The organism is Pseudomonas sp. P4795 (genome assembly GCF_048822895.1).
Taxonomy (GTDB): Bacteria; Pseudomonadota; Gammaproteobacteria; order Pseudomonadales; family Pseudomonadaceae; genus Aquipseudomonas.
On sequence record NZ_JBMFBT010000002.1, the window covers coordinates 538835 to 564198 of the forward strand.

The window sequence follows — 25364 nt, forward strand, 5'->3', positions numbered from 1 at the left end:
TATTGCCACTAAAAAGGCTTGTTTTCTATTTTTATGCGAATAATCTTGTAATTCCAACAACAAAACGACGGCGGCGCTGCTCAATGACTCTTCGAATTGCAATCAATGGTTTTGGCCGCATCGGCCGTAATGTCCTGCGCGCACTGTATACCCAAGGCTACCGTCAGGATTTGCAGATCGTCGCCATCAACGATCTGGGCGACAGCTCGATGAATGCGCATCTACTCAAATACGACACCGTGCATGGCACGTTCGACGCTGAAGTGGCGCACGACAACGAGAGCCTGACCGTCAACGGCGACCGCATCTCGGTCAGCGCCATTCGCAACCCGGCCGAACTGCCATGGGCGGCGGAAAAGATTGACGTGGTATTCGAATGCACCGGTCTGTTCACCGACCGCGCCAAAGCCGCCGCGCATATTACCGCCGGCGCACGCAAAGTAATCATTTCGGCCCCGGCCAAAGGCGCCGATGCCACCGTGGTTTATGGTGTAAACCACGACATTCTGCGCCAGTCGCACCAGATCATCTCCAACGCTTCGTGCACCACCAACTGCCTCGCGCCAGTGGCACAGGTGCTGCATCGCGAGCTGGGCATCGAAAGCGGTTTGATGACCACCATTCATGCCTACACCAACGACCAGAACCTGACCGACGTCTACCACACCGATCCGTACCGCGCGCGTTCGGCCACGCAGAACATGATCCCGAGCAAGACCGGCGCGGCTGAAGCCGTGGGTCTGGTGCTGCCGGAACTGGCGGGCAAACTGACCGGCATGGCCGTGCGCGTGCCGGTGATCAATGTGTCGCTGGTGGACCTGACGGTGCAGTTGAAAAAAGAAGCCAGCGCCGAGGAAGTCAACGCCCTGTTGAAAGCCGCGAGCCAGCATTCGAAGATTCTTGGTTACAACACGTTGCCGCTGGTTTCCAGCGACTTCAACCACAACCCGCTGTCGTCGATCTTCGACGCCAACCACACCAAAGTCAGCGGCAAACTGCTGAAAGTGCTGGCCTGGTACGACAACGAGTGGGGCTTCTCCAACCGCATGCTGGATAACTGTTTGGCACTGTGCAACGCCGAGTAAGCAAACTTCTACAAATCAACACTTGACCAGTCGAGCGGATGATAAGCATTATCATTCGCTCGAAATGGATCAGGTCCTCCCGTGAGTCAGTCACGCTTCAACCACGTTTTCCTCGCCCAGCGCAGTGCCCTGCTGCGAACACTGGAACGCATGGTCAACAACCACAGCACCGCCGAAGACCTGTTGCAGGAAACCTACCTGCGCGTCACGCGAGCGCTGAGCGAGAGGGCCATCGATCACCTTGAACCCTTTGTCTTTCAGACCGCGCGCAACCTGGCGCTGGATCATCTGCGTGCGCGCAAGATTCATTCGCGCACCATGGTCGATGACGTGCCGCAAGAGGTGGTGCACAGCATCGCCGCCCCTGCCAGCAGCGCCGAAGACGCCGCCCACGCCGAACAATTACTCGAGCGCCTGAACGTGAGCCTCAGTCAACTCAGCCCGCGTCAGCAGCGGATTTTCATCCTCAGCCGCCTGCACGGAAACAGCTATCAGGAAATCGCCGACGAGCTCAACGTGTCGCTGAGTACCGTGCAAAAAGAACTCAAATTGATCATGACGGTGTGCATCGGGGTCGCCGAACGCCTGAATGGCGAGTGATTACCGTAAGACTTTTCTCGCCGCCAACAGGATCGACTGCACTGATCATCGGGCTTTGCTACCCTTGCCCGACATTTACGCTTCACTAAAAAAACAGCCGTGCGCAGACACTGCCGAGGAAACACCGTGACCGACACCCACCGCTCCCCTTCGCCCGACACGGCGCAGGACGCCGCCAGCGCAATGGACCAGGCACTGGACTGGCTCATCGTGCTCGGCAGTCCGGACGCGGAGCAGTCGCGGCAGTTTCATGCGTGGCTGGCGGCCGATCCGTTGAATGCCGAAGCGTTCGCCAAAGCGCAAGCCATCTGGGACGGCCCGCAAATCGCCCAATGCGCGCAAAACCTCGCCGCGCAGCCGCAGAAAGTCGCCTTCCTGCGCCGTCTGCGTCCACACTGGAAACCGCTGGCCACCGCCGCCGTGCTGGTGCTCGGCCTGTTCAGTTTCAGCAATCTGCCCCTGCGTTTGCAGGCCGATCATCTGACCGTGGTTGGCGAGCGCCAGCGCCTGCAGCTGGAGGACGGCTCGAAAGTTTTGCTCAATACCAACTCGGCATTTTCCAGCACGATCAATGATCAGCAACGGGTCGCTCGGCTGTATCAGGGCGAAGCGTTTTTCGAAGTCCCGGCCAACCGTGGCCAGCCGCTGGAAATCGATGCCGGCCCGGTGAAAGCCAGCGTGCGCGACACCGATTTCGCCGTGCGTTACCTGGACGGCGTGGCGCAGGTGCGCGTGCAGCGTGGTGATGTCGATTTGCGCGCCACGCGTGATGACGCGCGTGTGCGTTTGTCGGCAGGCGAAAGCATCAGCATTGGCCCCAACGGTTTCGACCGCCCGACCAAGGTTGATCCGGCCACTGATCTGGCCTGGGTGCAAGGTCGGCTTGTCTTCGAGAACTGCCCGCTGAACCAAGTGCTGGCCGAACTGCGCCGCTACTATCCGGGCTTCATCATCAACACCAATCAGCAGTTGGCCGATGTCGCCGTCACCGGCAATTATCGTCTCGACCAGCCGCTCGATGTCGTGCGTTCCCTGGCGCACATCACCTCAGCCAAGTTGCAGGAATATCCGGCGCTGGTGATCTTGAACTAAATGAGAATTATTTTTACTCGATAGCTGGAGCCCGTTCGTCTCGTTATAGCCAATGCAATTGATTCGCATCACGCGAACAATCAGCACCTATAAAGATTCGTGCGACACGGAGCGCTATCGATGTCCTCTCGCCTTACCCGCCAGACTGCTTCCCCTTCCCGCGTACTGTCGTTGCTGACCGCCGCCATTCTCATGGCCGGCACCGCGCCGCTGATGGCCGCCACCGAACAACCGACGCGCAACATGGGCGATTACTCGTTCGCCATCGGCCAGCAACCGCTGGTTTCAGCCCTCAATGCCTTCACCGCCGTGACCGGTTGGCAGGTCGGTTTGCCGGCAGAACTGGGACAAAACGTGGCGTCGCCGGGTGTGCGTGGTTCGCTGCCGCCGGAAAAAGCCCTGGAGCGCCTGTTGGTGGGGACCAACCTGAGCTTCCGCAAACTGAGCAACAACAACGTGGTGCTGGAGAAACGCAGCGCCAGCGGTGCGCTCAATCTGGATCAGGTGACCATCAGCGCCACCCGTCAGGAGCAATCGGTGAACAGCGTGCCGAGCACCGTCAGCGTGCAGACCCGCGAGGAGCTCGACCGCAACAACGTCAACTCGATCAAGGATCTGGTGCGTTACGAACCGGGCGTTTCGGTGGGCGGCGCCGGTCAGCGTGCCGGACTGACCGGCTACAACATTCGCGGGATCGACGGCGACCGCGTGCTGACTCAGGTCGACGGCGTGCAAGTGCCCGACAGCTTCTTCAATGGTCCGTACGCGCAGAGCAACCGCAATTACGTCGACCCGGAAATCGTCAAACGCGTGGAAATCCTGCGTGGTCCGGCCTCGGTGCTCTACGGCAGCAACGCCATCGGCGGCGCGGTCAGCTACTACACCCTCGACCCGGACGACATCATCAAGCCCGGCAAAGACGTCGGCGTGCGTCTGAAAACCGGTTACAGCTCCGCCGACGACAGCTGGCTGACGTCCGGCACCGTCGCTGGTCGGACCGGCGACTTCGACGGCTTGCTGCACCTGAGCCAGCGCAATGGTCATGAAAGCGAATCCTACGGCGAAACCGGCGGCACTGGCCTGAACCGCACCGAGGCCAACCCCGAGGATGTGCGCACCACCAACGTCCTGGCCAAACTCGGCTGGAACTACGCCGACGATGCGCGCTTCGGTCTGACCTACGAAAACTACAAGGACGATCGCGACACTAACCAGCTGAGCGCCGTCGGCGGGCCATTCAACGCCGGACGCGGTTTCGGTTTCTACAAATCACGCACCGGCAACGACACCGTCACGCGCGAGCGTTTCGGCCTGGAGCACAGTTTCGGTCTCGACAGCGCGCTGGCTGACCACATCAAGTGGTCGCTGAATTACCAGATCGCGAAAACCGATCAGCGCACCGAAGAAATCTACGCGCCTTCGCGCACCGTATTGCGTGAGCGCAAAACCACTTACAAAGATCGCCAATGGGTGTTCGATGCCCAGGCGGACAAGGCCTTCGCCATCGCCGACACCGATCACGTCGTCACCTACGGCACCACCATCAAGCAGGACAAAGTTACCGGCCTGCGCACCGGCAGCGGTACTTGCCTGACCGTAGCCGGCGCCTGCCGCGTGATCGGCGCGGCGAGCGCTACCGACACCCTGACACCGGCCAGCGACTTCCCCGATCCGACCATCAACAGCTACAGCCTGTTTGCCCAGGATCAGATCAGCTGGGGCAACTGGACGTTCCTGCCGGGCGCACGTTACGACTACACCCAGCTCAAGCCGCACATCACCGATGAATTCCTGGCAACCGCCGACCAGAGCGGTAACGGCACGGTGAGCGATAAAACCAAGACCTGGCATCGTCTGTCGCCCAAGTTCGGTACCACTTACAACTTCAACGACAACTACACCTGGTACGGTCAGTACGCCGAAGGCTTCCGCACGCCGACCGCCAAAGCGCTGTACGGCCGCTTTGAAAACCTCAGCGGAGGCTATCAGGTTGCACCGAATCCGGATCTCGATCCGGAAAAGAGCAAGAGCTATGAAACCGGTCTTCGCGGGCAGTTCGAGGCAGGCACGTTCGACGTGGCCGTGTTCTACAACAAGTACCGTGATTTCATCGACGAAAACGCCATCACCCCCGGTTATTCCGAAACCACGTTCCAGAGCAACAACATCAAGCACGCCACCATCAAGGGTGTGGAGCTCAAGGGTCGTCTGAACCTCGATACGTTCGGCGCGCCTGCCGGACTCTACACACAAGGCTCGATGGCCTACCTGTATGGCCGCAACGACGACAGCGGACAACCACTCAACAGCGTCAATCCGCTGACCGGCGTGTTTGGCCTCGGTTATGACCAGGACAACTACGGTGCCCTGCTGAGCTGGACGCTGGTCAAGCGCAAGGATCGTGTCGACAGCAGCAGTTTCAAAACGCCGGATGGCACCAGCACCCAGTTCAAGACACCCGGTTATGGCGTGCTCGACCTTGCCGGGTTCTACAAGGTCACCGACGACGTGACGCTGAATGCCGGCCTCTACAACCTGACCGACAAAAAATACTGGCAGTGGGATGACGTGCGCGGTTACGACAGCGTGGGCGAAGCCTCGGTCACGCAACCGGCCAACCTCGATCGCCTGACTCAACCGGGTCGCAACTTCGCGATCAACCTGGTCTGGGATATCTGATCCGGACTGCCTGACGGCGCGCATTGAATGGCGCGCCGTCAGGTTTTTTTACTGTCCGGCGCATGCCCGAACGTCTCGTTATCAAGCGCCTCTTCTTTTCAAGGACATCTCATGACCACCACGGACAAAGCCCTGCGTTCGCAACGCCTGAACCAGATCACCCACGAGCCGCACAGCAAGCTCGACGCACTGGTCAAAGCCCACGCCCCGTTCGAGACCCGCGCCAACTTCGCGCGCTTCGTGGTCGCGCAATACCTGTTCCAGTCGGAACTGGTGGGTTTGTACAACGACCCTGAACTGCGCGAAATCGTTGCCGATCTGCCGGCGCGTTGCCGTGCTGATGCGGCCAAGGCTGACCTGGCTGATCTGGATACCGAAGTACCGGCGCCGGTGGCAGGCGCGGTGAAGAATCCGGGCAAGGCGCGCGCCTTGGGCTGGATCTTCGTTTCCGAAGGTTCGAAGCTCGGTGCGGCGTTTTTGATCAAGCGTGCGGTGGCGCTGGAGCTGAGTGAAACCTTCGGTGCGCGTCACTTGGGCGAGCCAGAGGGCGGTCGCGCCGAAGGCTGGAAACGTTTTGTCAGAACCCTCGATGCACTGGAGTTCACTGCTGAGGAAGAAGCCGAAGTCGAGCAAGGCGCAATCGACGCGTTCAACCGCTTCACGGTGTTGCTCGAACAGGCCTACTCAATCCAAGCCGAACCCGCCTGATCCAGCGCACAACACAAAACCCTGTGGGAGCTGGCTTGCCAGCTCCCACAGTGAATTGCGTAAGCCTGTAAGATTCCCATCCCGCTTCAGAAGTAACTCGCTGAGCCCATGCCCCAACCCGCCCACTCAAAAATCGCCCGCCTGCTGTTCGGCCTGCTCGCCTATGTCAGCCTCGGCATCGGTCTGATCGCGATTGTCGTGCCCGGCCTGCCGACCACCGAGTTCATCCTGCTCGCCGCGTGGGCCGCGACGCGCAGTTCGCCGCGACTGAGTGCCTGGCTGGAAAACCACCGGCTGTTCGGCCCGATCCTGCACAACTGGCGCAACGGCAAGATCATCGCGCGCCGCGCCAAGGTCAGCGCCACCGTCAGCATGCTGCTGTGCGCGACGCTGATGCTGGTGATGCTCGATCATGGCTGGCCGATCTATCTGGCCATTGCCGGCATGAGCATGGGCAATCTGTGGATCTGGTCACGCCCGGAAGCCCTCCCCGCTTAATCCCCTGTGGCGAGGGAGCTTGCTCCCGCTCGGCTGCGCAGCAGTCGTAAATCCGGCGAATACAGTTTTTCAGTGATACCGCATTTGCCGGGACTTGGGGCCGCTTCGCAGCCCAGCGGGAGCAAGCTCCCTCGCCACAAAAGCTTCTCACCACGAGGCCAGGACTTCACTGAAAAGCAGCCTCTTTTCAGCACATTGTCCTGCGCAAACGTTTAGCAGCTACCGCTCGTCGGCAAGCCTCTCATGCAAACCTGCCCCCGCGCCGATGAGCATTGAATGGCGCTGAATGGATTTGGCGAACCGGGGCGTTCCAGCCCGTAGCCAACAGCTCATCCCTTCGCGAGAACGCCCTATGTTCGACTCTCTGTCCATCCGCCTGAAAATCGTGCTGCTCTCCGGCCTGTGCCTGCTTGGCGTGGTCGCGCTGATCGTCGGCATGAACATCTACCAGACCAACCAGAACGACCAACTGGTCAGTGCCTCCAGCAGCAAGATGCTCACCGCCAGTGTGCAGAACCTGTTGCAGGCCAAGGCGGGCGAACAAGCGATTCGCCTGCAGAAAACCTTTGGCGAAAACCTGTCGGTGATTACCGCGCTGGCGGATCAGATCAAGGACCTGCGCAGCATGGCAAGCAAGCGTTCACTGGACGCTGGCGCCTTGCGCGAAGAGTTGAACCAGAGCCTGAAAACCGCGTTCGAGCGCAACAACAAGGTGCTCGGCATCTGGCTGGCATTCGAGCCCGATGCGCTGGACGGCAAGGACAGCGAATTCGCCAACGACGCTGCGCGCCAGTCCAACGAAGCCGGACGTTTCGCCAGCTACTGGAGTCGTGCCGGCGGCGCTGCGCTCAATACCATCATGGTTGAAGAAGACCTGACCAAAACCACCATGAGTGTCAGCGGCACGCCGTACAACAGTTGGTACACCTGCCCTCGCGACAACAAGCGCACCTGCCTGCTCGACCCGTACGCGGACACCGTCGGCGGCAAGGAAATGCTCATGACCACGATTTCCGTACCGTTGCTGGTGGATGGTAAGGCCATCGGCGTGGTCGGCGTCGACATTGCGCTCGACGCCTTGCAAGCGGCAGGCGTTGACGCCCAGCGCGAGCTGTTCAGCGGAGCCGGGCACATGTTGATCGTGTCCGGCAGCGGCGTGCTCGGCGCCTACAGCACTGACGCAAGCAAGGTCGGTAAAAGCATCGGCGACACCCTCGGCGCTGAAGGCAAGGAAGTGCTGCAACTCCTCGCCGCTGGCACGCCGAAGATTCTCGAACAAGGCGACTTGATTCGCGCGGTGTACCCGGTCAGCCCGATCAGCGACTCCAAAGCGTGGGGCGTAGTCATCGACCTGCCGAAACAAGTGCTGCTGGCCGACTCGGTCAAGCTGCAAGCGGTGCTCGACGACGCGCAGGAAACCGGCACCATCACCGCGATCTCGGTGGCGGTGATCGCTGGTCTGGTCGGCCTGCTGCTGATCTGGCTCACCGCGTCGGGCGTGACCCGGCCGATCAACAGCGTCGCCGAGATGCTGAAGAACATCGCCAGCGGCGAAGGCGATCTGACGCAACGGCTGAACTACAGCAAAAAGGATGAACTGGGCGAGCTGGTGAACTGGTTCAACCGCTTCCTCGACAAGCTGCAGCCGACCATCGCGCAGATCAAACAGAGCATCACCGAAGCGCGCGGCACCGCTGATCAGTCTTCGGAAATCGCCCGCCAGACCAGCGAAGGCATGCAGGTGCAGTTCCGCGAGATCGATCAGGTGGCCACCGCGTCGAACGAAATGAGCGCCACTGCCCACGACGTGGCCAACAGCGCGTCGAACGCGGCCAACGCAGCCAAAGGTGCCGATCAGTCGGCCCGCGAAGGTATGTCGATCATCGAGCGCAGCACCCGCGACATCAATCAACTGGCCGATGAAGTCAGCAAAGCGGTGACCGAAGTCGAAGCGCTGGCGGTCAACAGCGAGCAGATTGGCTCGGTGCTGGAAGTGATCCGCAGCATCGCCGAACAGACCAACCTGCTGGCCCTGAACGCCGCCATTGAAGCGGCACGTGCTGGCGAAAGCGGTCGCGGTTTCGCGGTGGTGGCCGACGAAGTACGTAACCTCGCCAAGCGCACCCAGGATTCGGTTGAAGAAATTCGCGTGGTCATCGAACGCATCCAGACCGGCACTCGAGGCGTGGTCGCGACCATGCATTCAAGCCAGACCCAAGCGCACAACAATGCCGGGCAGATTCGTCATGCAGTGGATGCACTGGGCAAGATCAGCGACGCAGTGACGGTGATCAGCGACATGAACCTGCAAATCGCCAGCGCCGCCGAGCAGCAAAGTGCTGTGGCTGAAGAGGTCAACCGCAACGTTTCGGCGATTCGCACCGTGACTGAAACCTTGACCGGACAAGCCACTGAATCGGCAGCGATCAGTAGCCAGCTGAATGCGCTGGCAAGCCAGCAGATGAAGCTGATGGATCAGTTCCGCGTGTAACCAGGAAGCACCAGCGATGGCGGCAGGTCAGTTATGCATCTGCTAACTGACACACCGCTATCGCTGGCAAGTCGAATCGTCGCACCGCAGCTCCCACAGTTTTCGAGTCGTACACAAAATCTGTCAACACCTCTTAACCTGTGGGAGCTGCGGTGCGACGATTCGACTTGCCAGCGATGAGGCCCGACCTGTCACCACAAAATCTGATCAACCAAACATCCTCACAGCGACAACAACCCGCTGTACAACCCATAAGCCGCCAACCCCGCCCCAACGATCACACAGGTAAAAATCCCCTTTTCAACCGTGGTGAACAACGGTTCACCCTGCTCACGCTTGGCCTTGGCAAACAGAATCACCCCCGGCGCGTACAACAACGCCGACAGCAGCAGATATTTCACCCCGCCGGCATACAACAACCACACCGCGTAACTCAGGGCGATACCGCCGATCAGCAGATCCTTGGTGCGCTCGGCCGACGCGTGTTCGTAGGTTTCGCCGCGCCCGCTCAACAACACCGCGTACGCCGCCGACCACAGATACGGCACCAGAATCATCGACGAGGCGAGGTAAATCAGGCTGGTGTAAGTCCCAGCGGAGAACAGCGTGATCAGCAGGAAAATCTGGATCATCACGTTGGTCAGCCACAACGCATTGACCGGCACATGGTTGGCATTTTCCTTCTTGAGGAACGCCGGCATGGTCTTGTCCTTGGCCGTGGCGAAGAGGATTTCTGCACACAGCAGCGCCCACGACAGCAGCGCCCCAAGCAGCGAAATCGCCAGTCCGATGCTGATCAGCAGCGCGCCCCACGGACCGACGACATGTTCCAGCACCGCCGCCAGCGACGGGTTCTGCAAGCTCGCCAGTTCCGGCTGACTCATGATCCCCAGCGACAGCACGTTGACCAGCACCAACAGCGCCAGCACCCCGACAAATCCGATCACCGTGGCACGGCCGACGTCGCTGCGCTTCTCCGCTCGCGCCGAGTACACGCTGGCGCCTTCGATGCCGATGAACACGAACACCGTGACCAGCATCATGTTGCGCACCTGATCCATCACCCCGCCGAAATTCGGGTTGCTGTGGCCCCAGATGTCACGGGTAAAAATATCAACCTTGAACGCGACGGCAGCGATGACGATGAACATGATCAACGGCACCACTTTGGCCACGGTGGTCAGTTGATTGATCAACGCCGCTTCCTTGATTCCGCGCATGACCAGAAAATGCACCGCCCACAGCAGCACTGATGCGCAGGCGATGGCAATCGGCGTGTTGCCCTGGCCGAACACCGGGAAGAAGTAGCCGAGGGTGCTGAACAGCAGAACGAAATAGCCGACGTTGCCCAGCCACGCGCTGATCCAGTAGCCCCACGCCGATGAGAAACCCATGTAATCGCCGAACCCGGCCTTGGCGTAGGCATACACGCCCGAATCGAGTTCCGGTTTGCGATTGGCCAAGGTCTGGAAGACGAACGCCAGGGTCAGCATGCCAATTGCGGTGATGCCCCAGCCGATCAGAATCGCCCCGGCATCGGCGCGGGCCGCCATGTTCTGCGGCAGCGAAAAAATCCCGCCACCAATCATCGATCCGACCACCAGGGCGATCAGTGCGCCAAGGCGCAGCTTTTGCGTCGGTTGCGACATTCCAGTCTCCCTTTATCAATTTCTGAAGCCTGATTACGTTTAATAGATAACCCCAATTAACGTCGGTTATTTATAGCCATAAACGCTAACGCTTAGCAGGAGTGTATGACTTTTGTGCGCTAGTCCTGATAAATCAATTCTGTACTGAAAACAGATGCCGAAAATTTGCCAAATGCTGAAAACCAACTAGCGTGATAATTCGAAAGTAATACGATCCATTCCCACTCAAATCGACAAAAGCCCTCTAGTACGGGCCTTACAGACAATAGCGTTATGCCTGTACTTCATACCTAAGTCATTCATTAACAATGGAATGTGCCCATGCACTGATCCACGTCAGTTGTTTGAACAGTCAACAGATCTACCCTGTGAACTCTTCTCTCCGGCAATGGAGTCATGCAATGTCTGAAGCTCCCGGAAAACTACGATTAGGTGCGCTGGTCGCCTTGGTAGTCGGTTCAATGATCGGTGGCGGGATATTCTCTTTGCCACAAAACATGGCAGCCAGCGCCGACGTCGGCGCAGTACTCATCGGCTGGGCCATCACCGCTGTCGGCATGCTCACCCTCGCTTTCGTCTTCCAGACCCTCGCCAACCGCAAACCTGACCTCGACGGCGGCGTGTACGCCTACGCCAAGGCCGGATTCGGCGATTACATGGGTTTCTCATCAGCCTGGGGTTACTGGATCAGTGCCTGGCTGGGCAACGTCGGTTACTTCGTTCTGCTGTTCAGCACCCTCGGTTATTTCTTTCCGATATTCGGCGAGGGCAACACGGTTGCTGCGGTGATCGGCGCGTCGATTCTGTTGTGGGCCGTGCACTTTCTGGTATTGCGCGGGATCAAGGAAGCGGCGTTCATCAACCTCGTGACCACGGTCGCCAAAGTCGTGCCGCTGCTGCTGTTCGTGTTGATCGCGGTATTCGCTTTCAAACTGGACATCTTCACCGCCGACATCTGGGGCATCAAGAATCCGGATCTGGGCAGCGTGATGAACCAGGTGCGCAACATGATGCTGGTCACCGTCTGGGTGTTCATCGGTATCGAAGGCGCGAGCATTTTCTCGGCGCGGGCGGAAAAACGCTCGGACGTCGGTAAAGCCACGGTGATCGGTTTCATCACTGTGCTGCTGTTCCTGGTGCTGGTGAATGTGCTGTCGCTGGGGATCATGACTCAACCGGAACTGGCGAAACTGCAGAACCCGTCGATGGCTGCCGTGTTGGAGCACGTGGTCGGTCACTGGGGCGCGGTGCTGATCAGCGTCGGTCTGATCATCTCGCTGCTCGGGGCGTTGTTGTCGTGGGTGCTGCTGTGCGCGGAGATCATGTTCGCCGCCGCCAAAGACCACACCATGCCCGAGTTTCTGCGCAAGGAAAACGCCAACCACGTACCGGTCAACGCCCTGTGGCTGACCAACGCAATGGTGCAGATTTTCCTGATCATCACCCTGTTCTCGGCCAGCACTTACCTGTCGCTGATCTACCTCGCCACCTCGATGATTCTGGTGCCTTACCTGTGGTCGGCGGCGTATGCCCTGCTGCTGGCGGTACGCGGCGAAAGCTACGAAGGCTTCGCGGCTGAACGGCGCAAGGATCTGCTGATCGGCGGCATCGCCCTGATCTACGCGGTCTGGCTGCTGTACGCCGGCGGGGTCAAGTACCTGCTGCTCTCTGCTCTGTTGTATGCGCCCGGCGCGATCCTGTTCGCCAAGGCCAAGCTCGAACTCAAACAACCGGTATTCACCAACGTCGAGAAGCTGATTTTCGCCGCAGTGGTCGTGGGCGCTCTGGTAGCAGCCTACGGACTGTATGACGGCTTCCTGACTCTGTAATTGCCAAACGTTTTATCTCTGGAGGATCACTGCAATGACCACGGAAAAAGTTAAGTACGGCGTCCATTCCGAAGCCGGCAAACTGCGCAAAGTCATGGTCTGCTCCCCAGGTCTGGCCCATCAGCGGCTGACCCCGAACAACTGCGATGAACTGCTGTTCGATGACGTGCTGTGGGTAGCTCAGGCCAAGCGCGACCACTTCGACTTCGTGACCAAGATGCGCGAACGCGGGATCGACGTGCTGGAAATGCACAACCTGCTGACCGACATCGTCGCCAACCCGGAAGCGCTGGACTGGATTCTCGAGCGCAAGGTCACCGCCGATTCGGTGGGCCTCGGTCTGATCAACGAAGTCAAATCCTGGCTGAAAAGCCTTGAGCCACGGCACATCGCCGAATTCCTGATTGGTGGCGTGTCTGCCGATGATCTGCCGGACAGCTTCGGCGGCAAGACCATTCAGATGTTCCGCGACTTCCTCGGCCACTCCAGCTTCATTCTGCCGCCGCTGCCCAACACCCAATTCACCCGCGACACTACCTGCTGGATTTACGGTGGCGTGACCCTGAACCCGATGTACTGGCCGGCGCGCCGTCAGGAAACCCTGCTGGCCACCGCCATCTACAAATTCCACCCGCAGTTCACCAACGCCGAATTCGAAATCTGGTACGGCGACCCGGACAAGGAACACGGCAGCTCGACCCTTGAGGGCGGCGACGTGATGCCGATCGGCAACGGCGTGGTGTTGATCGGCATGGGCGAACGTTCGTCGCGTCAGGCCATCGGCCAACTGGCGCTGAACCTGTTCAAGAACAAGGCCGTGGAAAAAGTCATCGTTGCCGGCCTGCCGAAATCCCGCGCAGCGATGCACCTCGACACCGTGTTCAGCTTCTGCGACCGCGACCTCGTCACGATTTTCCCGGAAGTGGTCAATCAGATCGTAGCCTTCACCCTGCGTCCTGACGAAAGCAAACAGGGCGGCATCGACATCCGCCGTGAAGAAAGCAGCTTCCTCGACACCGTGGCCGCGGCACTGAAACTGCCGAAGCTGCGCGTGGTGGAAACCGGCGGCAACAGCTTCGCGGCCGAACGCGAGCAGTGGGACGACGGCAACAACGTGGTGGCCGTGGAACCTGGCGTGGTCATCGGCTACGACCGCAACACCTACACCAACACCCTGCTGCGCAAGGCCGGGGTCGAGGTGATCACCATCAGCGCCGGTGAACTCGGTCGCGGCCGTGGCGGCGGTCACTGCATGACCTGCCCGATCATTCGCGACCCAATCGACTATTGATTTGTATGCCCTGCTTCGCGCCTATCCGGCGTGAAGCAGGCGGATAACCGAAACCCAAGGAGATCCATCATGGCTTTTAACATGCGCAACCGCAGCTTGCTGAGTTTGATGCACCACACCACTCGCGAGCTCAACTACCTGATCGACCTGTCCCGCGACCTCAAACGCGCCAAGTACACCGGCACCGAGCGTCCGCACCTGCAAGGCAAGAACATCGCGCTGATCTTCGAAAAAACTTCGACCCGTACCCGTTGCGCCTTCGAAGTGGCGGCCCACGATCAGGGTGCTCACGTCACCTACATCGACCCGGTGTCGTCGCAGATCGGCCACAAAGAAAGCATGAAAGACACCGCCCGCGTCCTCGGCCGGATGTTCGATGCCATCGAGTACCGTGGCTTCGAACAGGAAATCGTCGAAGAGCTGGCCAAGTACGCCGGCGTGCCGGTGTTCAACGGTCTGACCGCTGAATTCCACCCGACCCAAATGATCGCCGACGTGCTGACCATGCGCGAACACAGTGACAAGCCGATGCACGACATCAGCTACGCCTACCTCGGCGACGCGCGCTACAACATGGGCAACTCGTTGCTGATGATCGGCGCCAAACTCGGCATGGACGTGCGTATCGCCGCGCCGAAAGCGCTGTGGCCGCACGCTGACTTCATCGCGCAGTGCAAAGAATTCGCCGAAGAAAGCGGCGCGCGCATCACCATCACCGAAGACCCGAAAGAAGCGGTCAAAGGCGTGGACTTCATCCACACCGACATCTGGGTGTCGATGGGTGAGCCGGTGGAAGCGTGGGACGAGCGCATCGAGCAACTGCTGCCGTACCAGGTCAACAGCAACATGATGAAAGTCTCGGGCAACCCACGGGTGAAATTCATGCACTGCCTGCCGGCGTTCCACAACAGCGAAACCAAGGTCGGCAAAGACATCGCCGCGCGCTATCCGCACCTGGCCAATGGCGTCGAAGTCACCGAAGAGGTGTTCGAATCCCCGGCCAACATCGCCTTCGAGCAAGCGGAAAACCGCATGCACACCATCAAGGCGATTCTGGTGTCGGCGTTGGCGGATATCTAAAAGGCTGATCGCCTGATCAGCCACTGACCTGTCATGGCTGATCATTTTGATTAACCACTGACCTGTAGGAGCTGCCGCAGGCTGCGATCTTTTGATCTTGATTTTAAGGGGCAAGATCAAAAGATCGCAGCCTTCGGCAGCTCCTACAGGGTTATCGAATTCTGAAAGGACATGCACCATGCGTATCGTCGTAGCTCTGGGCGGTAACGCCCTGCTCCGCCGTGGTGAGCCGATGACCGCTGACAATCAGCGCGCCAACATCCGCATCGCCACCGAGCAAATCGCCAAGATTTATCCCGGCAACCAACTGGTCATCGCCCACGGCAATGGCCCGCAAGTCGGCCTGCTGTCGTTGCAAGCCGCCGCTTACACCTCGGTCGCGCCGTACCCGCTGGACGTGCTCGGCGCGGAAACCGAAGGCATGATCGGCTACATCATCGAACAGGAACTGGGCAATCTTCTGGACTTCGAAGTCCCGTTCGCCACCCTGCTGACGCAAGTCGAAGTCGACGCCAACGACCCGGCCTTCAAGAACCCGACCAAACCGATCGGCCCGGTCTACACCAAGGCCGACGCAGAAAAACTCGCCGCCGAAAAAGGCTGGGCGATTGCTCCCGATGGCGACAAATATCGTCGTGTGGTGGCCAGTCCACGACCAAAACGCATTTTCGAAATCCGCCCGATCAAGTGGCTGCTGGACAAGGGCAGCATCGTGATTTGCGCGGGTGGCGGCGGCATTCCGACCATGTACGACGAGAACCGCAATCTCAAAGGCATCGAAGCGGTGATCGATAAAGACCTGTGCTCGGCGCTGCTGGCCGAACAGCTTGAAAGTGATTTGCTGGTGATCGCCACCGACGTCAACGCGGCTTATATCGATTACGGCAAACCGACCCAGAAAGCCATCGCCCAGGCCCACCCGGACGAACTTGAACGTCTCGGTTTCGCCGCAGGCTCGATGGGGCCGAAGGTCCAGGCAGCTTGCGAATTTGCCCGCAATACTGGCAAGGTCGCGGTGATCGGTTCGCTGGCGGACATCGAAGCGATTGTCCAGGGCACGGCCGGCACGCGCATCAGCACGGCGAAACCTGGCATTACTTATTTGTGAGGAGAAACAGCAATGGCAACGTTCGACCCGGGACATTTGCATTTCGAGCGTCACGCTCTGACCAAGGATGATGTCAGCTACGACTTGCACCTCGACTATGAAGTCGTACAGGACGCCAAAGAAGGCAAAGGGATGCAGTTCACACTGCATGGTTCGATTCAGGGCAAGGACGTGAAAGAAGCGTTTTTCCTGCCCAAGGACCAGGCGTACAACTTCGCCAGCAACGTCACAAAAATCCTGGAAAAGAACGGCATCCCCAAAGCGCACAGCAGCCTCGGTTCGAGTCACAAGTACTACGACCTGATGTTTGAGGACGTGCGGGTGCAGTTGAATATGAAATCGGGGGATCCGGTTAAGCCCGAACATCTGGAGTGAACCTGAAAAGCCCCTCACCCTAGCCCTCTCCCAAGGGAGAGGGGACTGACCGAGTCGCCCATTCCATGTCCATCGACCTGAAAATTCGAGTCGAACTCAAGTATTGAAAAGCCCCGGATCTGCTCCCTTTCCCCCTCGCCCCTCTGGGGAGAGGGCTGGGGTGAGGGGTGGATCTTCAATACGCCGCAAATCTCAGGATTTCACCCCAGCCCCCGGCAAGGCATACTTGCCACCCTCCGCAATCCAGAACCCAAATCCGCCCCATGCGTATCCACGTCAGTTTCATCGACCGCGTCGGCATCACCCAGGAAGTCCTGGCCCTGCTCGGTGGGCGCAACCTCAATCTGGATGCGGTGGAAATGGTTCCGCCGAACGTCTACATCGACGCCCCGACGCTGAGTCCGGATGTGCTCGAAGAGCTCAAAGATGCCCTGTTTCGCGTACTTGGCGTCGAAGCGGTAACGGTGGTCGACATCCTCCCCGGCCAGCGCCGTCATTTGCAGCTCGACGCCTTGCTCGCAGCCATGACCGACCCGGTACTGGCCCTCGACAGCGCCGGCAAGGTGCTGCTGGCCAACCCGGCGTTGATCGCTCTATACGGGCGCGAACCGGCCGGTGAAAGCGTCTCTGAACTGTTCAACGATCCGGCCCTGCTCGACACCTTGCTCGAACACGGCTTCCGCCTGCCGCTGCGCGAGATCACCGTCAACGGCCAGACCTTGCTGCTGGATGCCACGCCGATCACCGACGCCGGCGCCCTGCTCACGCTGTATCAACCGAACCGCATCGGCGAACAACTCTCGGCGCTGCACCACGATCACGCTGAAGGTTTCGATGCGCTGCTCGGCGAATCCCCGGCAATCCGCACGCTAAAGGCCCGCGCTCAGCGAGTCGCAGCACTTGATGCGCCGTTACTGATTCAGGGTGAAACCGGCACTGGCAAAGAGCTGGTAGCGCGCGCCTGTCATGCCATCAGTGCACGGCACAGTGCGCCGTTTCTCGCGCTGAACTGCGCGGCCCTGCCGGAGAATCTCGCCGAGAGCGAGCTGTTCGGCTACGCCCCCGGCGCCTTCACTGGCGCGCAACGTGGCGGCAAACCGGGGCTGATGGAACTTGCGAATCAGGGCACGGTGTTTCTCGACGAGATCGGCGAGATGTCGCCGTACTTGCAGGCCAAACTGCTGCGCTTTCTCAACGACGGCAGCTTCCGTCGAGTCGGTGGTGATCGCGAGGTGAAGGTCAACGTGCGCATCCTCAGCGCTACCCACCGCGATCTGGAAAAAATGGTCAGCGAAGGCACGTTCCGCGAAGACCTGTTCTATCGCCTCAACGTGCTCAACGTCGAAGTGCCACCGCTGCGCGAACGCGGTCAGGACATTCTGTTGCTGGCGCGCTATTTCATGCAGCAGGCCTGTGCGCAGATCCAGCGGCCGGTCTGTCGTCTGGCACCGGGCACTTATCCGGCGCTGCTCGGTAATCGCTGGCCGGGCAACGTGCGGCAATTGCAGAACGTGATCTTCCGTGCTGCGGCGATTTGCGAAAGTAGTCTGGTGGACATCGGCGACCTCGACATCGCCGGTACCTCCGTGGCGCGCCAGACTGACAGCGATGTCGACAGTCTCGAACAAGCGGTTGAAGCTTTCGAAAAAACGCTGCTGGAAAAACTCTACGTGAGTTATCCATCGACCCGCCAACTCGCCAGCCGCCTGCAAACCTCGCACACGGCGATCGCGCATCGACTGCGCAAATACGGCATCCCCAACAAACCCTGATTCACTCAAATCCCCTGTAGGAGCTGCCGCAGGCTGCGATCTTTTGATCTTGGTTTCAAGATCAAGATCAAAAGATCGCAGCCTGCGGCAGCTCCTACAGTTCGGGTTTGCAGTTCAGAAGCTTCATCGCCTGCGGCAAAACCGACCTCCATCTGTACTGAAAGCGCTACATCGGAACGATATCGTTCCACCCTCCTCCGATCACTGCTGTGCAAGGCTTTGATCCGCTTCAGCTTTTTTCCTCGCCCCATGCTGTAGCGATATCGCTACAGCCCTTGGTTAAACATCTTCGCCTAAAATTTCTAACCAGCTGATTCATATAGACTTTTTAACCTTGGCCGCAATCTTGCTAACCCAACCCTCATAAATAAGGGCCTCTGCGCCCGAGTATTCCACCGCGTCCACCAGACGAGTCTGGCCCCTGAGGAGTTTCCATGAGCGAGTTGCGTTTTACTGAAGATCACGAATGGCTGCGCGCCGAGGCTGACGGTTCCGTCACCGTCGGTATCACCGCTTTCGCGCAGAACGCCCTGGGCGACGTGGTGTTCGTGCAACTGCCTGAGCTGCAGGCTTACGACAAAGGCGCTGAAGCCGCCACCGTCGAATCGGTGAAAGCCGCCAGCGGCGTGTACATGCCGCTCGATGGCGAAGTGCTCGAAGTCAACCCGGCGCTGGACGCCAGCCCGGAACTGGTCAACGAAGATCCGCTGGGCCAAGGCTGGTTCTTCCGCTTCCAGCCATCCGACGCTGCTGCCGTCGCCAAGTTGCTGGATCAGGACGCCTACGACCGTCTGATCAAAGCCCAAGCCGAAGCCTGAGGAATCTGACATGACCCAAGTAAATCTCGGCACCCAAAACGAATTCATCGCCCGTCACATCGGCCCGCGCGCCGGCGACGAGCAAGCGATGCTCAACAGCCTCGGTTTCGACTCGCTCGAAGCCTTGAGCGCCAGCGTGATTCCGGAAAGCATCAAGGGCACCAGCGTGCTCGGCATGGACGATGGCCTGAGCGAAGCCGACGCACTGGCGATGATCAAAGGCATCGCCGGCAAGAACCAACTGTTCAAGACCTACATCGGCCAGGGCTACTACAACTGCCACACGCCGTCGCCGATCCTGCGCAACCTGCTGGAAAACCCGGCCTGGTACACCGCTTACACGCCGTACCAGCCAGAAATCTCCCAGGGCCGTCTCGAAGCGCTGCTGAACTTTCAGACGCTGATCAGCGACCTCACCGGTCTGCCGATTGCCAACGCATCCTTGCTCGACGAAGCCACTGCCGCTGCCGAAGCCATGACCTTCTGCAAACGCCTGAGCAAGAACAAGGGCAGCCACCAGTTCTTCGCCTCGATCCACAGCCACCCGCAAACCCTCGACGTGCTGCGCACCCGTGCCGAGCCGCTGGGCATCGACGTGGTAGTTGGCGACGAACGCGAACTGACTGACGTGACGCCGTTCTTCGGCGCGCTGCTGCAATACCCGGCAAGCAACGGTGATGTGTTCGACTACCGCGAACTGACCGAACGCTTCCACGCCGCCAACGCACTGGTCGCGGTCGCTGCCGATCTGCTGGCGCTGACTCTGCTGACTCCGCCGGGCGAATTCGGTGCTGACGTGGCCATCGGTTCCGCACAACGCTTCGGCGTGCCGCTGGGCTTCGGTGGCCCGCACGCTGCGTACTTCTCGACTAAAGACGCGTTCAAGCGCGACATGCCCGGGCGTCTGGTTGGTGTTTCGGTTGACCGTTTCGGCAAACCGGCGCTGCGTCTGGCGATGCAGACTCGCGAGCAACATATTCGCCGTGAGAAAGCCACGTCGAACATCTGTACCGCGCAAGTGCTGCTGGCCAACATAGCCAGCATGTACGCCGTGTACCACGGCCCGAAAGGCCTGACGCAGATCGCCAATCGCATTCATCACCTCACGGCGATTCTGGCCAAGGGTCTGAGCGCTTTGGGTCTGCAGGTCGAGCAAGCGAATTTCTTCGACACCTTGACCCTGGCCACTGGCGCGCAAACCGCTGCCCTGCACGACATGGCGCGCGCTCAACAGATCAACCTGCGTGTAGTCGATGACCAGCGTCTGGGTCTGTCGGTGGATGAAACCACCACCGCTGCCGACATCGAAACCCTGTGGAGCCTGTTCGCTGACGGCAAAACCATGCCGGACTTTGCTGCTCTGGCCGCTGCGGTAGAAAGCACCATTCCGGCCGCGCTGCTGCGTCAGTCGCCAATCCTCAGCCACCCGGTGTTCAACCGTTATCACTCGGAAACCGAGCTGATGCGCTACCTGCGCAAACTGGCGGACAAGGATCTGGCGCTCGATCGCACCATGATCCCGCTGGGGTCGTGCACCATGAAACTCAACGCCGCCAGCGAAATGATCCCGGTGACCTGGGCTGAATTTGGTGCGCTGCACCCGTTCGCTCCAGCCGAGCAAAGTGCCGGTTATCAACAACTGACCGACGAACTGGAAGCGATGCTCTGCGCCGCTACCGGTTACGACGCAATCTCGCTGCAACCGAACGCCGGTTCGCAAGGTGAATACGCCGGTCTGCTGGCGATCCGCGCTTATCACCAGAGTCGTGGCGATGAACGTCGTGACATCTGCCTGATCCCGTCCTCCGCCCACGGCACTAACCCGGCCACTGCCAACATGGCTGGCATGCGCGTGGTCGTGACTGCGTGCGATGCGCGTGGCAACGTCGATATCGAAGACCTGCGCGCCAAGGCCATCGAGCACCGCGAACATCTCGCTGCGCTGATGATCACCTACCCGTCGACCCACGGCGTGTTCGAAGAAGGCATCCGCGAAATCTGCGGGATCATTCATGACAACGGCGGCCAGGTGTACATCGACGGCGCCAACATGAACGCGATGGTCGGCCTCTGCGCACCGGGCAAGTTCGGCGGCGACGTGTCGCACCTGAACCTGCACAAAACCTTCTGCATCCCGCACGGCGGTGGCGGCCCGGGTGTTGGCCCGATTGGCGTCAAATCGCACCTGACGCCGTTCCTGCCAGGCCACGGCCACATGGAACGCAAGGAAGGCGCAGTCTGCGCGGCACCGTTCGGCAGCGCGAGCATTCTGCCGATCACCTGGATGTACATTCGCATGATGGGCGGCGCCGGTCTGAAACGCGCTTCGCAACTGGCGATCCTCAACGCCAACTACATCTCGCGTCGCCTCGAAGAGCACTATCCAGTGCTGTACACCGGCAGCAACGGTCTGGTGGCGCACGAGTGCATCCTTGATCTGCGGCCGTTGAAAGACAGCAGCGGCATCAGCGTCGATGACGTCGCCAAGCGTCTGATCGACTTTGGTTTCCACGCGCCGACCATGTCGTTCCCGGTGGCTGGCACGTTGATGATCGAGCCGACCGAAAGTGAATCCAAGGAAGAACTGGACCGCTTCTGCGACGCCATGATCCGCATCCGCGAAGAAATCCGCGCAGTGGAAAACGGCACGCTGGACAAGGAAGACAACCCGTTGAAAAACGCTCCGCACACCGCCGCCGAGCTGGTAGGCGAGTGGACGCACCCGTACAGCCGCGAGCAAGCGGTGTATCCGGTGGCGTCGTTGATCGAAGGCAAATACTGGCCGCCGGTCGGTCGCGTCGACAACGTGTTCGGCGACCGCAACCTGGTCTGCGCCTGCCCGTCGATCGAAAGCTACGCTTAAACGGATCGGGGCGGGATCACCCGCCCCATTCTCCAGAACACCGCTCCCCCTGTAGGAGCTGCCGAAGGCTGCGATCTTTTGATCTTGCTTCTTAAAGATCAAGATCAAAAGATCGCAGCCTTCGGCAGCTCCTACACAAGCTATTCCTGCGTGCCCAATAACAAGAAACCGGAGAACAACTCATGTCGTTAAGCGTGTTCGACCTGTTCAAGATTGGCATCGGCCCCTCCAGCTCCCACACTGTCGGCCCGATGCGTGCCGCCGCGCGTTTCGTCGAAGGCTTGCGTCGGGAAAATATGCTGTCCGCAACCGCCAGCGTCAGGGTTGAGCTGTACGGATCCCTCGGCGCCACCGGCAAGGGCCACGGCAGCGACAAAGCCGTGCTGCTCGGTCTGGAAGGTGAACACCCGGACACCGTTGATACCGAAACCGTCGCCGCACGTCTCGCGCAAATCCGTGGCAGCGGACAATTGAATCTGCTCGGTGAACACAGCATTGCGTTCAACGAGAAAGAACACCTGGCGATGATCCGCAAGCCACTCGCCTATCACCCCAACGGCATGATTTTCCGCGCGTTCGATGCAGCCGGTTTGCAGATCCGCAGTCGCGAATATTATTCGGTCGGCGGTGGCTTTGTGGTCGATGAAGACGCGGCCGGTGCCGACCGCATCGTCGAAGACGCCACGCCACTGACCTTCCCGTTCAAAAGCGCCAAGGATTTGCTCAGTCATTGCGCAACCTATGGGCTGTCGATCAGCCAACTGATGCTGACCAACGAAAGCGCCTGGCGTCCGGAGGCGGAGACCCGCGCCGGGCTGCTGAACATCTGGCAAGTGATGCAGGACTGCGTGGCCGCTGGCTGCCGCAACGAAGGCATTTTACCGGGCGGGCTGAAGGTCAAACGCCGGGCGGCGGCGCTGCATCGGCAACTGTGCAAGAACCCGGAATCGGCACTGCGCGATCCGCTGTCGGTGCTCGATTGGGTCAACCTGTATGCGCTCGCGGTCAACGAAGAAAACGCCAATGGCGGTCGCGTCGTTACAGCGCCCACCAACGGTGCGGCGGGGATTGTCCCGGCGGTGTTGCATTACTACATGCGCTTCATCCCCGGCGCCAATGAAGACGGTGTAGTGCGTTTTCTGCTGACCGCTGCCGCGATCGGCATTCTGTACAAGGAAAACGCTTCGATCTCCGGCGCCGAAGTCGGCTGTCAGGGTGAAGTCGGCGTCGCTTGCTCGATGGCCGCCGGCGCCTTGTGTGAAGTCCTCGGCGGCAGCGTTTCGCAGGTGGAAAACGCCGCCGAAATCGGCATGGAACACAACCTCGGTCTGACCTGCGATCCGATTGGCGGGCTGGTGCAAGTGCCGTGCATCGAGCGCAACGCCATGGGCTCGGTTAAGGCGATCAATGCCGTGCGCATGGCACTACGCGGCGACGGCCAGCACTTCGTCTCCCTCGACAAAGTCATCCGCACCATGCGCCAGACCGGCGCCGACATGAAAAGCAAATACAAAGAGACCGCCCGCGGCGGTCTGGCGGTCAACATTATCGAATGCTGATCACGTAATTAACGCCCTCTCCCTCCGGGGGGAGAACACCAGACTAGCCCCCTCTCCCTCCGGGAGAGGGCTGGGGTGAGGGGCTTTTGATCTTGCCCCTGAACCAACATTTCAAGGAGTTCCGCATGTCCACCGAACAACTGTCGAAAACCCCGCTCTACGCACTGCACATCGAACTCGGCGCGCGCATGGTGCCGTTCGCCGGCTACGACATGCCGGTGCAATACCCGCTGGGCGTGATGAAAGAACACCAGCACACCCGCGAGCAGGCCGGGCTGTTCGACGTGTCGCACATGGGCCAGATTCGCCTGACTGGCGCCAACGCTGCCAAAGCTCTGGAAACCCTGGTGCCAGTCGACATCATCGACCTGCCGGTCGGCATGCAGCGCTACGCGATGTTCACCAATCAAACCGGCGGCATCCTCGACGACCTGATGGTCGCCAACCTCGGCAATGATGAGCTGTTCCTGGTGGTCAACGCTGCGTGCAAGGATCAGGATCTCGCGCATCTGCAAAAGCACATCGGCGCTGAGTGCAAGATCGAGCCGCTGTTCGAAGAACGCGCCCTGCTTGCTCTGCAAGGTCCGGCAGCCGTGACCGTGCTCGCGCGTCTGGCGCCGGAAGTGGCGCAAATGACTTTCATGCAGTTCAAGCGCGTGACACTGCTCGGCGTGGAATGCTTTGTCAGCCGTTCGGGTTACACCGGTGAAGACGGTTTCGAAATCTCGGTGCCAGCCGCCGACGCAGAAAAACTCGCCCGCGCCCTGCTGGCCGAACCTGAAGTGGCAGCCATCGGCCTCGGCGCCCGCGATTCGCTACGCCTGGAAGCCGGTCTGTGCCTGTACGGCCACGACATGAACAGCGAAACCACGCCAATCGAAGCCAGCCTGCTGTGGGCGATGTCCAAGCCACGTCGAGCTGACGGTGCACGCGCCGGCGGTTTCCCCGGCGCTGAAACTATCTTCGCCCAGCAACAGAACGGCGTGGTGCGCAAACGCGTGGGTCTGCTGCCCCAGGAACGCACACCGGTTCGCGAAGGCGCAGAAATCGTCAACGAAGCGGGTGAGATTATCGGCAGCGTGTGCAGCGGCGGTTTCGGTCCGACCCTGGGTGCACCTCTGGCGATGGGTTACATCGACAGCACCTATATCACCCTTGATACGCCCGTCTGGGCAATCGTCCGTGGGAAAAAGGTGCCGCTGCTTGTAAGCAAAATGCCATTTGTTGCGCAACGCTACTATCGTGGCTGATTGACTGTTTCTATAAGTAACGCGATTGCGTTATGCGTGCACTAATGTGTAACGCAATCGCCATAAAACAGTGCACTGATTATTCAATGTTTCGAATATGAACGCGGCTTATAACGTTCGAAAACAATTGAACACATCAATCGAATAAGCCCGACCCGGCGAATAACTAACTACCAGCAGGCGCAGCAAAACCGGGGACTTCGCGGGGCTTGTTTTTTCTTTGGTAGTTGGCGTAAAGTTTGTTCACTGTGTTTGCATGGGTCAGCTTTGAATCGTGACCTGGGCAGTAGCCTACAAGTTAGCTACATCCCGCTCGGCGTTTTCTTACTCTCCTGCAACCAGCCCCAGTACTCTTTCATGGGAAAGAGGCTGTCATCAATTTATGCGTCAAAGGAATAAGAAATGTCCACACGTCAGAGCGGTACCGTCAAGTGGTTTAACGACGAGAAAGGTTTTGGTTTCATCACTCCAGAAAGCGGTCCGGATCTGTTCGTGCATTTCCGCGCCATTCAGGGCAACGGCTTCAAGAGCTTGAAAGAAGGCCAGAAAGTAACCTTCGTTGCAGTCCAGGGCCAAAAAGGCATGCAGGCTGACGAAGTACAAGCAGAAGCCTAACC

18 protein-coding genes and 2 pseudogenes are annotated in these 25364 nt (G+C 59.6%); 19 read left to right on the forward strand and 1 reads right to left on the reverse strand.

What is annotated here, in order from left to right:
* Positions 1-83: 83 nt before the first annotated feature.
* The 8 genes and pseudogenes from gap to ACOI8A_RS07050 form a co-directional block, all read left to right on the forward strand.
* Positions 84-1085 carry a type I glyceraldehyde-3-phosphate dehydrogenase gene (gap, locus tag ACOI8A_RS07015; protein ID WP_420646336.1) on the forward strand — a complete coding sequence of 334 codons (1002 nt, stop codon included), beginning with the start codon at positions 84-86 and terminating at the stop codon, positions 1083-1085.
* A gap of 81 nt (positions 1086-1166) precedes the next feature.
* Positions 1167-1685, forward strand: coding sequence for an RNA polymerase sigma factor (locus ACOI8A_RS07020; RefSeq protein ID WP_420646335.1), 519 nt, complete (start codon positions 1167-1169; stop codon positions 1683-1685).
* Between the two features lie 126 nt (positions 1686-1811).
* Complete coding sequence (locus ACOI8A_RS07025) at positions 1812-2777, forward strand: FecR family protein (RefSeq protein WP_420646334.1); 966 nt, start codon at positions 1812-1814, stop codon at positions 2775-2777.
* A 120-nt stretch (positions 2778-2897) separates the two neighbouring features.
* Positions 2898-5456, forward strand: coding sequence for a TonB-dependent receptor (locus ACOI8A_RS07030; RefSeq protein ID WP_420646333.1), 2559 nt, complete (start codon positions 2898-2900; stop codon positions 5454-5456).
* A gap of 111 nt (positions 5457-5567) precedes the next feature.
* On the forward strand, positions 5568-6164 hold the full coding sequence (locus ACOI8A_RS07035; RefSeq protein ID WP_420646332.1) for a biliverdin-producing heme oxygenase: 597 nt from the start codon (positions 5568-5570) through the stop codon (positions 6162-6164).
* A 108-nt stretch (positions 6165-6272) separates the two neighbouring features.
* Positions 6273-6662 carry a YbaN family protein gene (locus ACOI8A_RS07040; RefSeq protein WP_420646331.1) on the forward strand — a complete coding sequence of 130 codons (390 nt, stop codon included), beginning with the start codon at positions 6273-6275 and terminating at the stop codon, positions 6660-6662.
* A gap of 625 nt (positions 6663-7287) precedes the next feature.
* Positions 7288-8247 (forward strand): annotated as a pseudogene (locus tag ACOI8A_RS07045) (chemotaxis protein); the annotation flags it as partial.
* Between the two features lie 378 nt (positions 8248-8625).
* Positions 8626-9153, forward strand: a pseudogene (locus ACOI8A_RS07050) (methyl-accepting chemotaxis protein); the annotation flags it as partial.
* Between the two features lie 221 nt (positions 9154-9374).
* Here the strand turns inward: ACOI8A_RS07050 and arcD (ACOI8A_RS07055) are convergent.
* On the reverse strand, positions 9375-10802 hold the full coding sequence (gene arcD / locus ACOI8A_RS07055; RefSeq protein ID WP_420646330.1) for an arginine-ornithine antiporter: 1428 nt from the start codon (positions 10800-10802) through the stop codon (positions 9375-9377).
* A gap of 401 nt (positions 10803-11203) precedes the next feature.
* Between arcD (ACOI8A_RS07055) and arcD (ACOI8A_RS07060) the strand changes: the two genes are divergently transcribed.
* The 11 genes from arcD (ACOI8A_RS07060) to ACOI8A_RS07110 all read left to right on the forward strand — a co-directional run bounded on the left by arcD (ACOI8A_RS07060) (position 11204) and on the right by ACOI8A_RS07110 (position 25362).
* Complete coding sequence (gene arcD, locus ACOI8A_RS07060) at positions 11204-12631, forward strand: arginine-ornithine antiporter (RefSeq protein ID WP_420646329.1); 1428 nt, start codon at positions 11204-11206, stop codon at positions 12629-12631.
* Positions 12632-12665: 34 nt separating this feature from the next.
* Complete coding sequence (arcA, locus tag ACOI8A_RS07065) at positions 12666-13922, forward strand: arginine deiminase (RefSeq protein WP_420646328.1); 1257 nt, start codon at positions 12666-12668, stop codon at positions 13920-13922.
* Positions 13923-13991: 69 nt separating this feature from the next.
* Entirely contained in the window at positions 13992-15002 is a 1011-nt protein-coding gene (locus ACOI8A_RS07070; RefSeq protein ID WP_420651202.1) for an ornithine carbamoyltransferase, read from the forward strand.
* A gap of 178 nt (positions 15003-15180) precedes the next feature.
* The gene (gene arcC, locus ACOI8A_RS07075) at positions 15181-16110 is read left to right on the forward strand and encodes a carbamate kinase (RefSeq protein WP_420646326.1); all 930 of its coding nucleotides are present in this window, start codon (positions 15181-15183) and stop codon (positions 16108-16110) included.
* Between the two features lie 12 nt (positions 16111-16122).
* Positions 16123-16485, forward strand: coding sequence for a DUF5064 family protein (locus tag ACOI8A_RS07080; protein WP_420646325.1), 363 nt, complete (start codon positions 16123-16125; stop codon positions 16483-16485).
* Positions 16486-16748: 263 nt separating this feature from the next.
* Positions 16749-18257 (forward strand): sigma-54-dependent transcriptional regulator, encoded by a 1509-nt coding sequence (locus tag ACOI8A_RS07085; RefSeq protein ID WP_420646324.1) that lies wholly within the window; start codon positions 16749-16751, stop codon positions 18255-18257.
* A gap of 434 nt (positions 18258-18691) precedes the next feature.
* Entirely contained in the window at positions 18692-19075 is a 384-nt protein-coding gene (gene gcvH / locus ACOI8A_RS07090) for a glycine cleavage system protein GcvH (protein WP_420646323.1), read from the forward strand.
* Positions 19076-19085: 10 nt separating this feature from the next.
* The gene (gene gcvP / locus ACOI8A_RS07095; RefSeq protein ID WP_420646322.1) at positions 19086-21938 is read left to right on the forward strand and encodes an aminomethyl-transferring glycine dehydrogenase; all 2853 of its coding nucleotides are present in this window, start codon (positions 19086-19088) and stop codon (positions 21936-21938) included.
* A 182-nt stretch (positions 21939-22120) separates the two neighbouring features.
* The gene (locus ACOI8A_RS07100; RefSeq protein ID WP_420646321.1) at positions 22121-23497 is read left to right on the forward strand and encodes an L-serine ammonia-lyase; all 1377 of its coding nucleotides are present in this window, start codon (positions 22121-22123) and stop codon (positions 23495-23497) included.
* A gap of 125 nt (positions 23498-23622) precedes the next feature.
* Positions 23623-24747, forward strand: coding sequence for a glycine cleavage system aminomethyltransferase GcvT (gene gcvT / locus ACOI8A_RS07105; RefSeq protein WP_420646320.1), 1125 nt, complete (start codon positions 23623-23625; stop codon positions 24745-24747).
* Positions 24748-25149: 402 nt separating this feature from the next.
* Positions 25150-25362, forward strand: a complete 213-nt coding sequence (locus ACOI8A_RS07110) for a cold-shock protein (protein WP_003227496.1) — start codon at positions 25150-25152, stop codon at positions 25360-25362.
* Positions 25363-25364: the final 2 nt, after the last annotated feature.

Coding starts and splice junctions, on each gene's coding strand:
- gap (WP_420646336.1), top strand. CDS start 84: ATGACTCTTCGAATTGCAATCAATGGTTTTGGCCGCATCGGCCGTAAT.
- ACOI8A_RS07030 (WP_420646333.1), top strand. CDS start 2,898: ATGTCCTCTCGCCTTACCCGCCAGACTGCTTCCCCTTCCCGCGTACTG.
- ACOI8A_RS07035 (WP_420646332.1), top strand. CDS start 5,568: ATGACCACCACGGACAAAGCCCTGCGTTCGCAACGCCTGAACCAGATC.
- ACOI8A_RS07040 (WP_420646331.1), top strand. CDS start 6,273: ATGCCCCAACCCGCCCACTCAAAAATCGCCCGCCTGCTGTTCGGCCTG.
- arcD (WP_420646330.1), bottom strand. CDS start 10,802: ATGTCGCAACCGACGCAAAAGCTGCGCCTTGGCGCACTGATCGCCCTG.
- arcD (WP_420646329.1), top strand. CDS start 11,204: ATGTCTGAAGCTCCCGGAAAACTACGATTAGGTGCGCTGGTCGCCTTG.
- arcA (WP_420646328.1), top strand. CDS start 12,666: ATGACCACGGAAAAAGTTAAGTACGGCGTCCATTCCGAAGCCGGCAAA.
- ACOI8A_RS07070 (WP_420651202.1), top strand. CDS start 13,992: ATGGCTTTTAACATGCGCAACCGCAGCTTGCTGAGTTTGATGCACCAC.
- arcC (WP_420646326.1), top strand. CDS start 15,181: ATGCGTATCGTCGTAGCTCTGGGCGGTAACGCCCTGCTCCGCCGTGGT.
- ACOI8A_RS07080 (WP_420646325.1), top strand. CDS start 16,123: ATGGCAACGTTCGACCCGGGACATTTGCATTTCGAGCGTCACGCTCTG.
- ACOI8A_RS07085 (WP_420646324.1), top strand. CDS start 16,749: ATGCGTATCCACGTCAGTTTCATCGACCGCGTCGGCATCACCCAGGAA.
- gcvH (WP_420646323.1), top strand. CDS start 18,692: ATGAGCGAGTTGCGTTTTACTGAAGATCACGAATGGCTGCGCGCCGAG.
- gcvP (WP_420646322.1), top strand. CDS start 19,086: ATGACCCAAGTAAATCTCGGCACCCAAAACGAATTCATCGCCCGTCAC.
- ACOI8A_RS07100 (WP_420646321.1), top strand. CDS start 22,121: ATGTCGTTAAGCGTGTTCGACCTGTTCAAGATTGGCATCGGCCCCTCC.
- gcvT (WP_420646320.1), top strand. CDS start 23,623: ATGTCCACCGAACAACTGTCGAAAACCCCGCTCTACGCACTGCACATC.
- ACOI8A_RS07110 (WP_003227496.1), top strand. CDS start 25,150: ATGTCCACACGTCAGAGCGGTACCGTCAAGTGGTTTAACGACGAGAAA.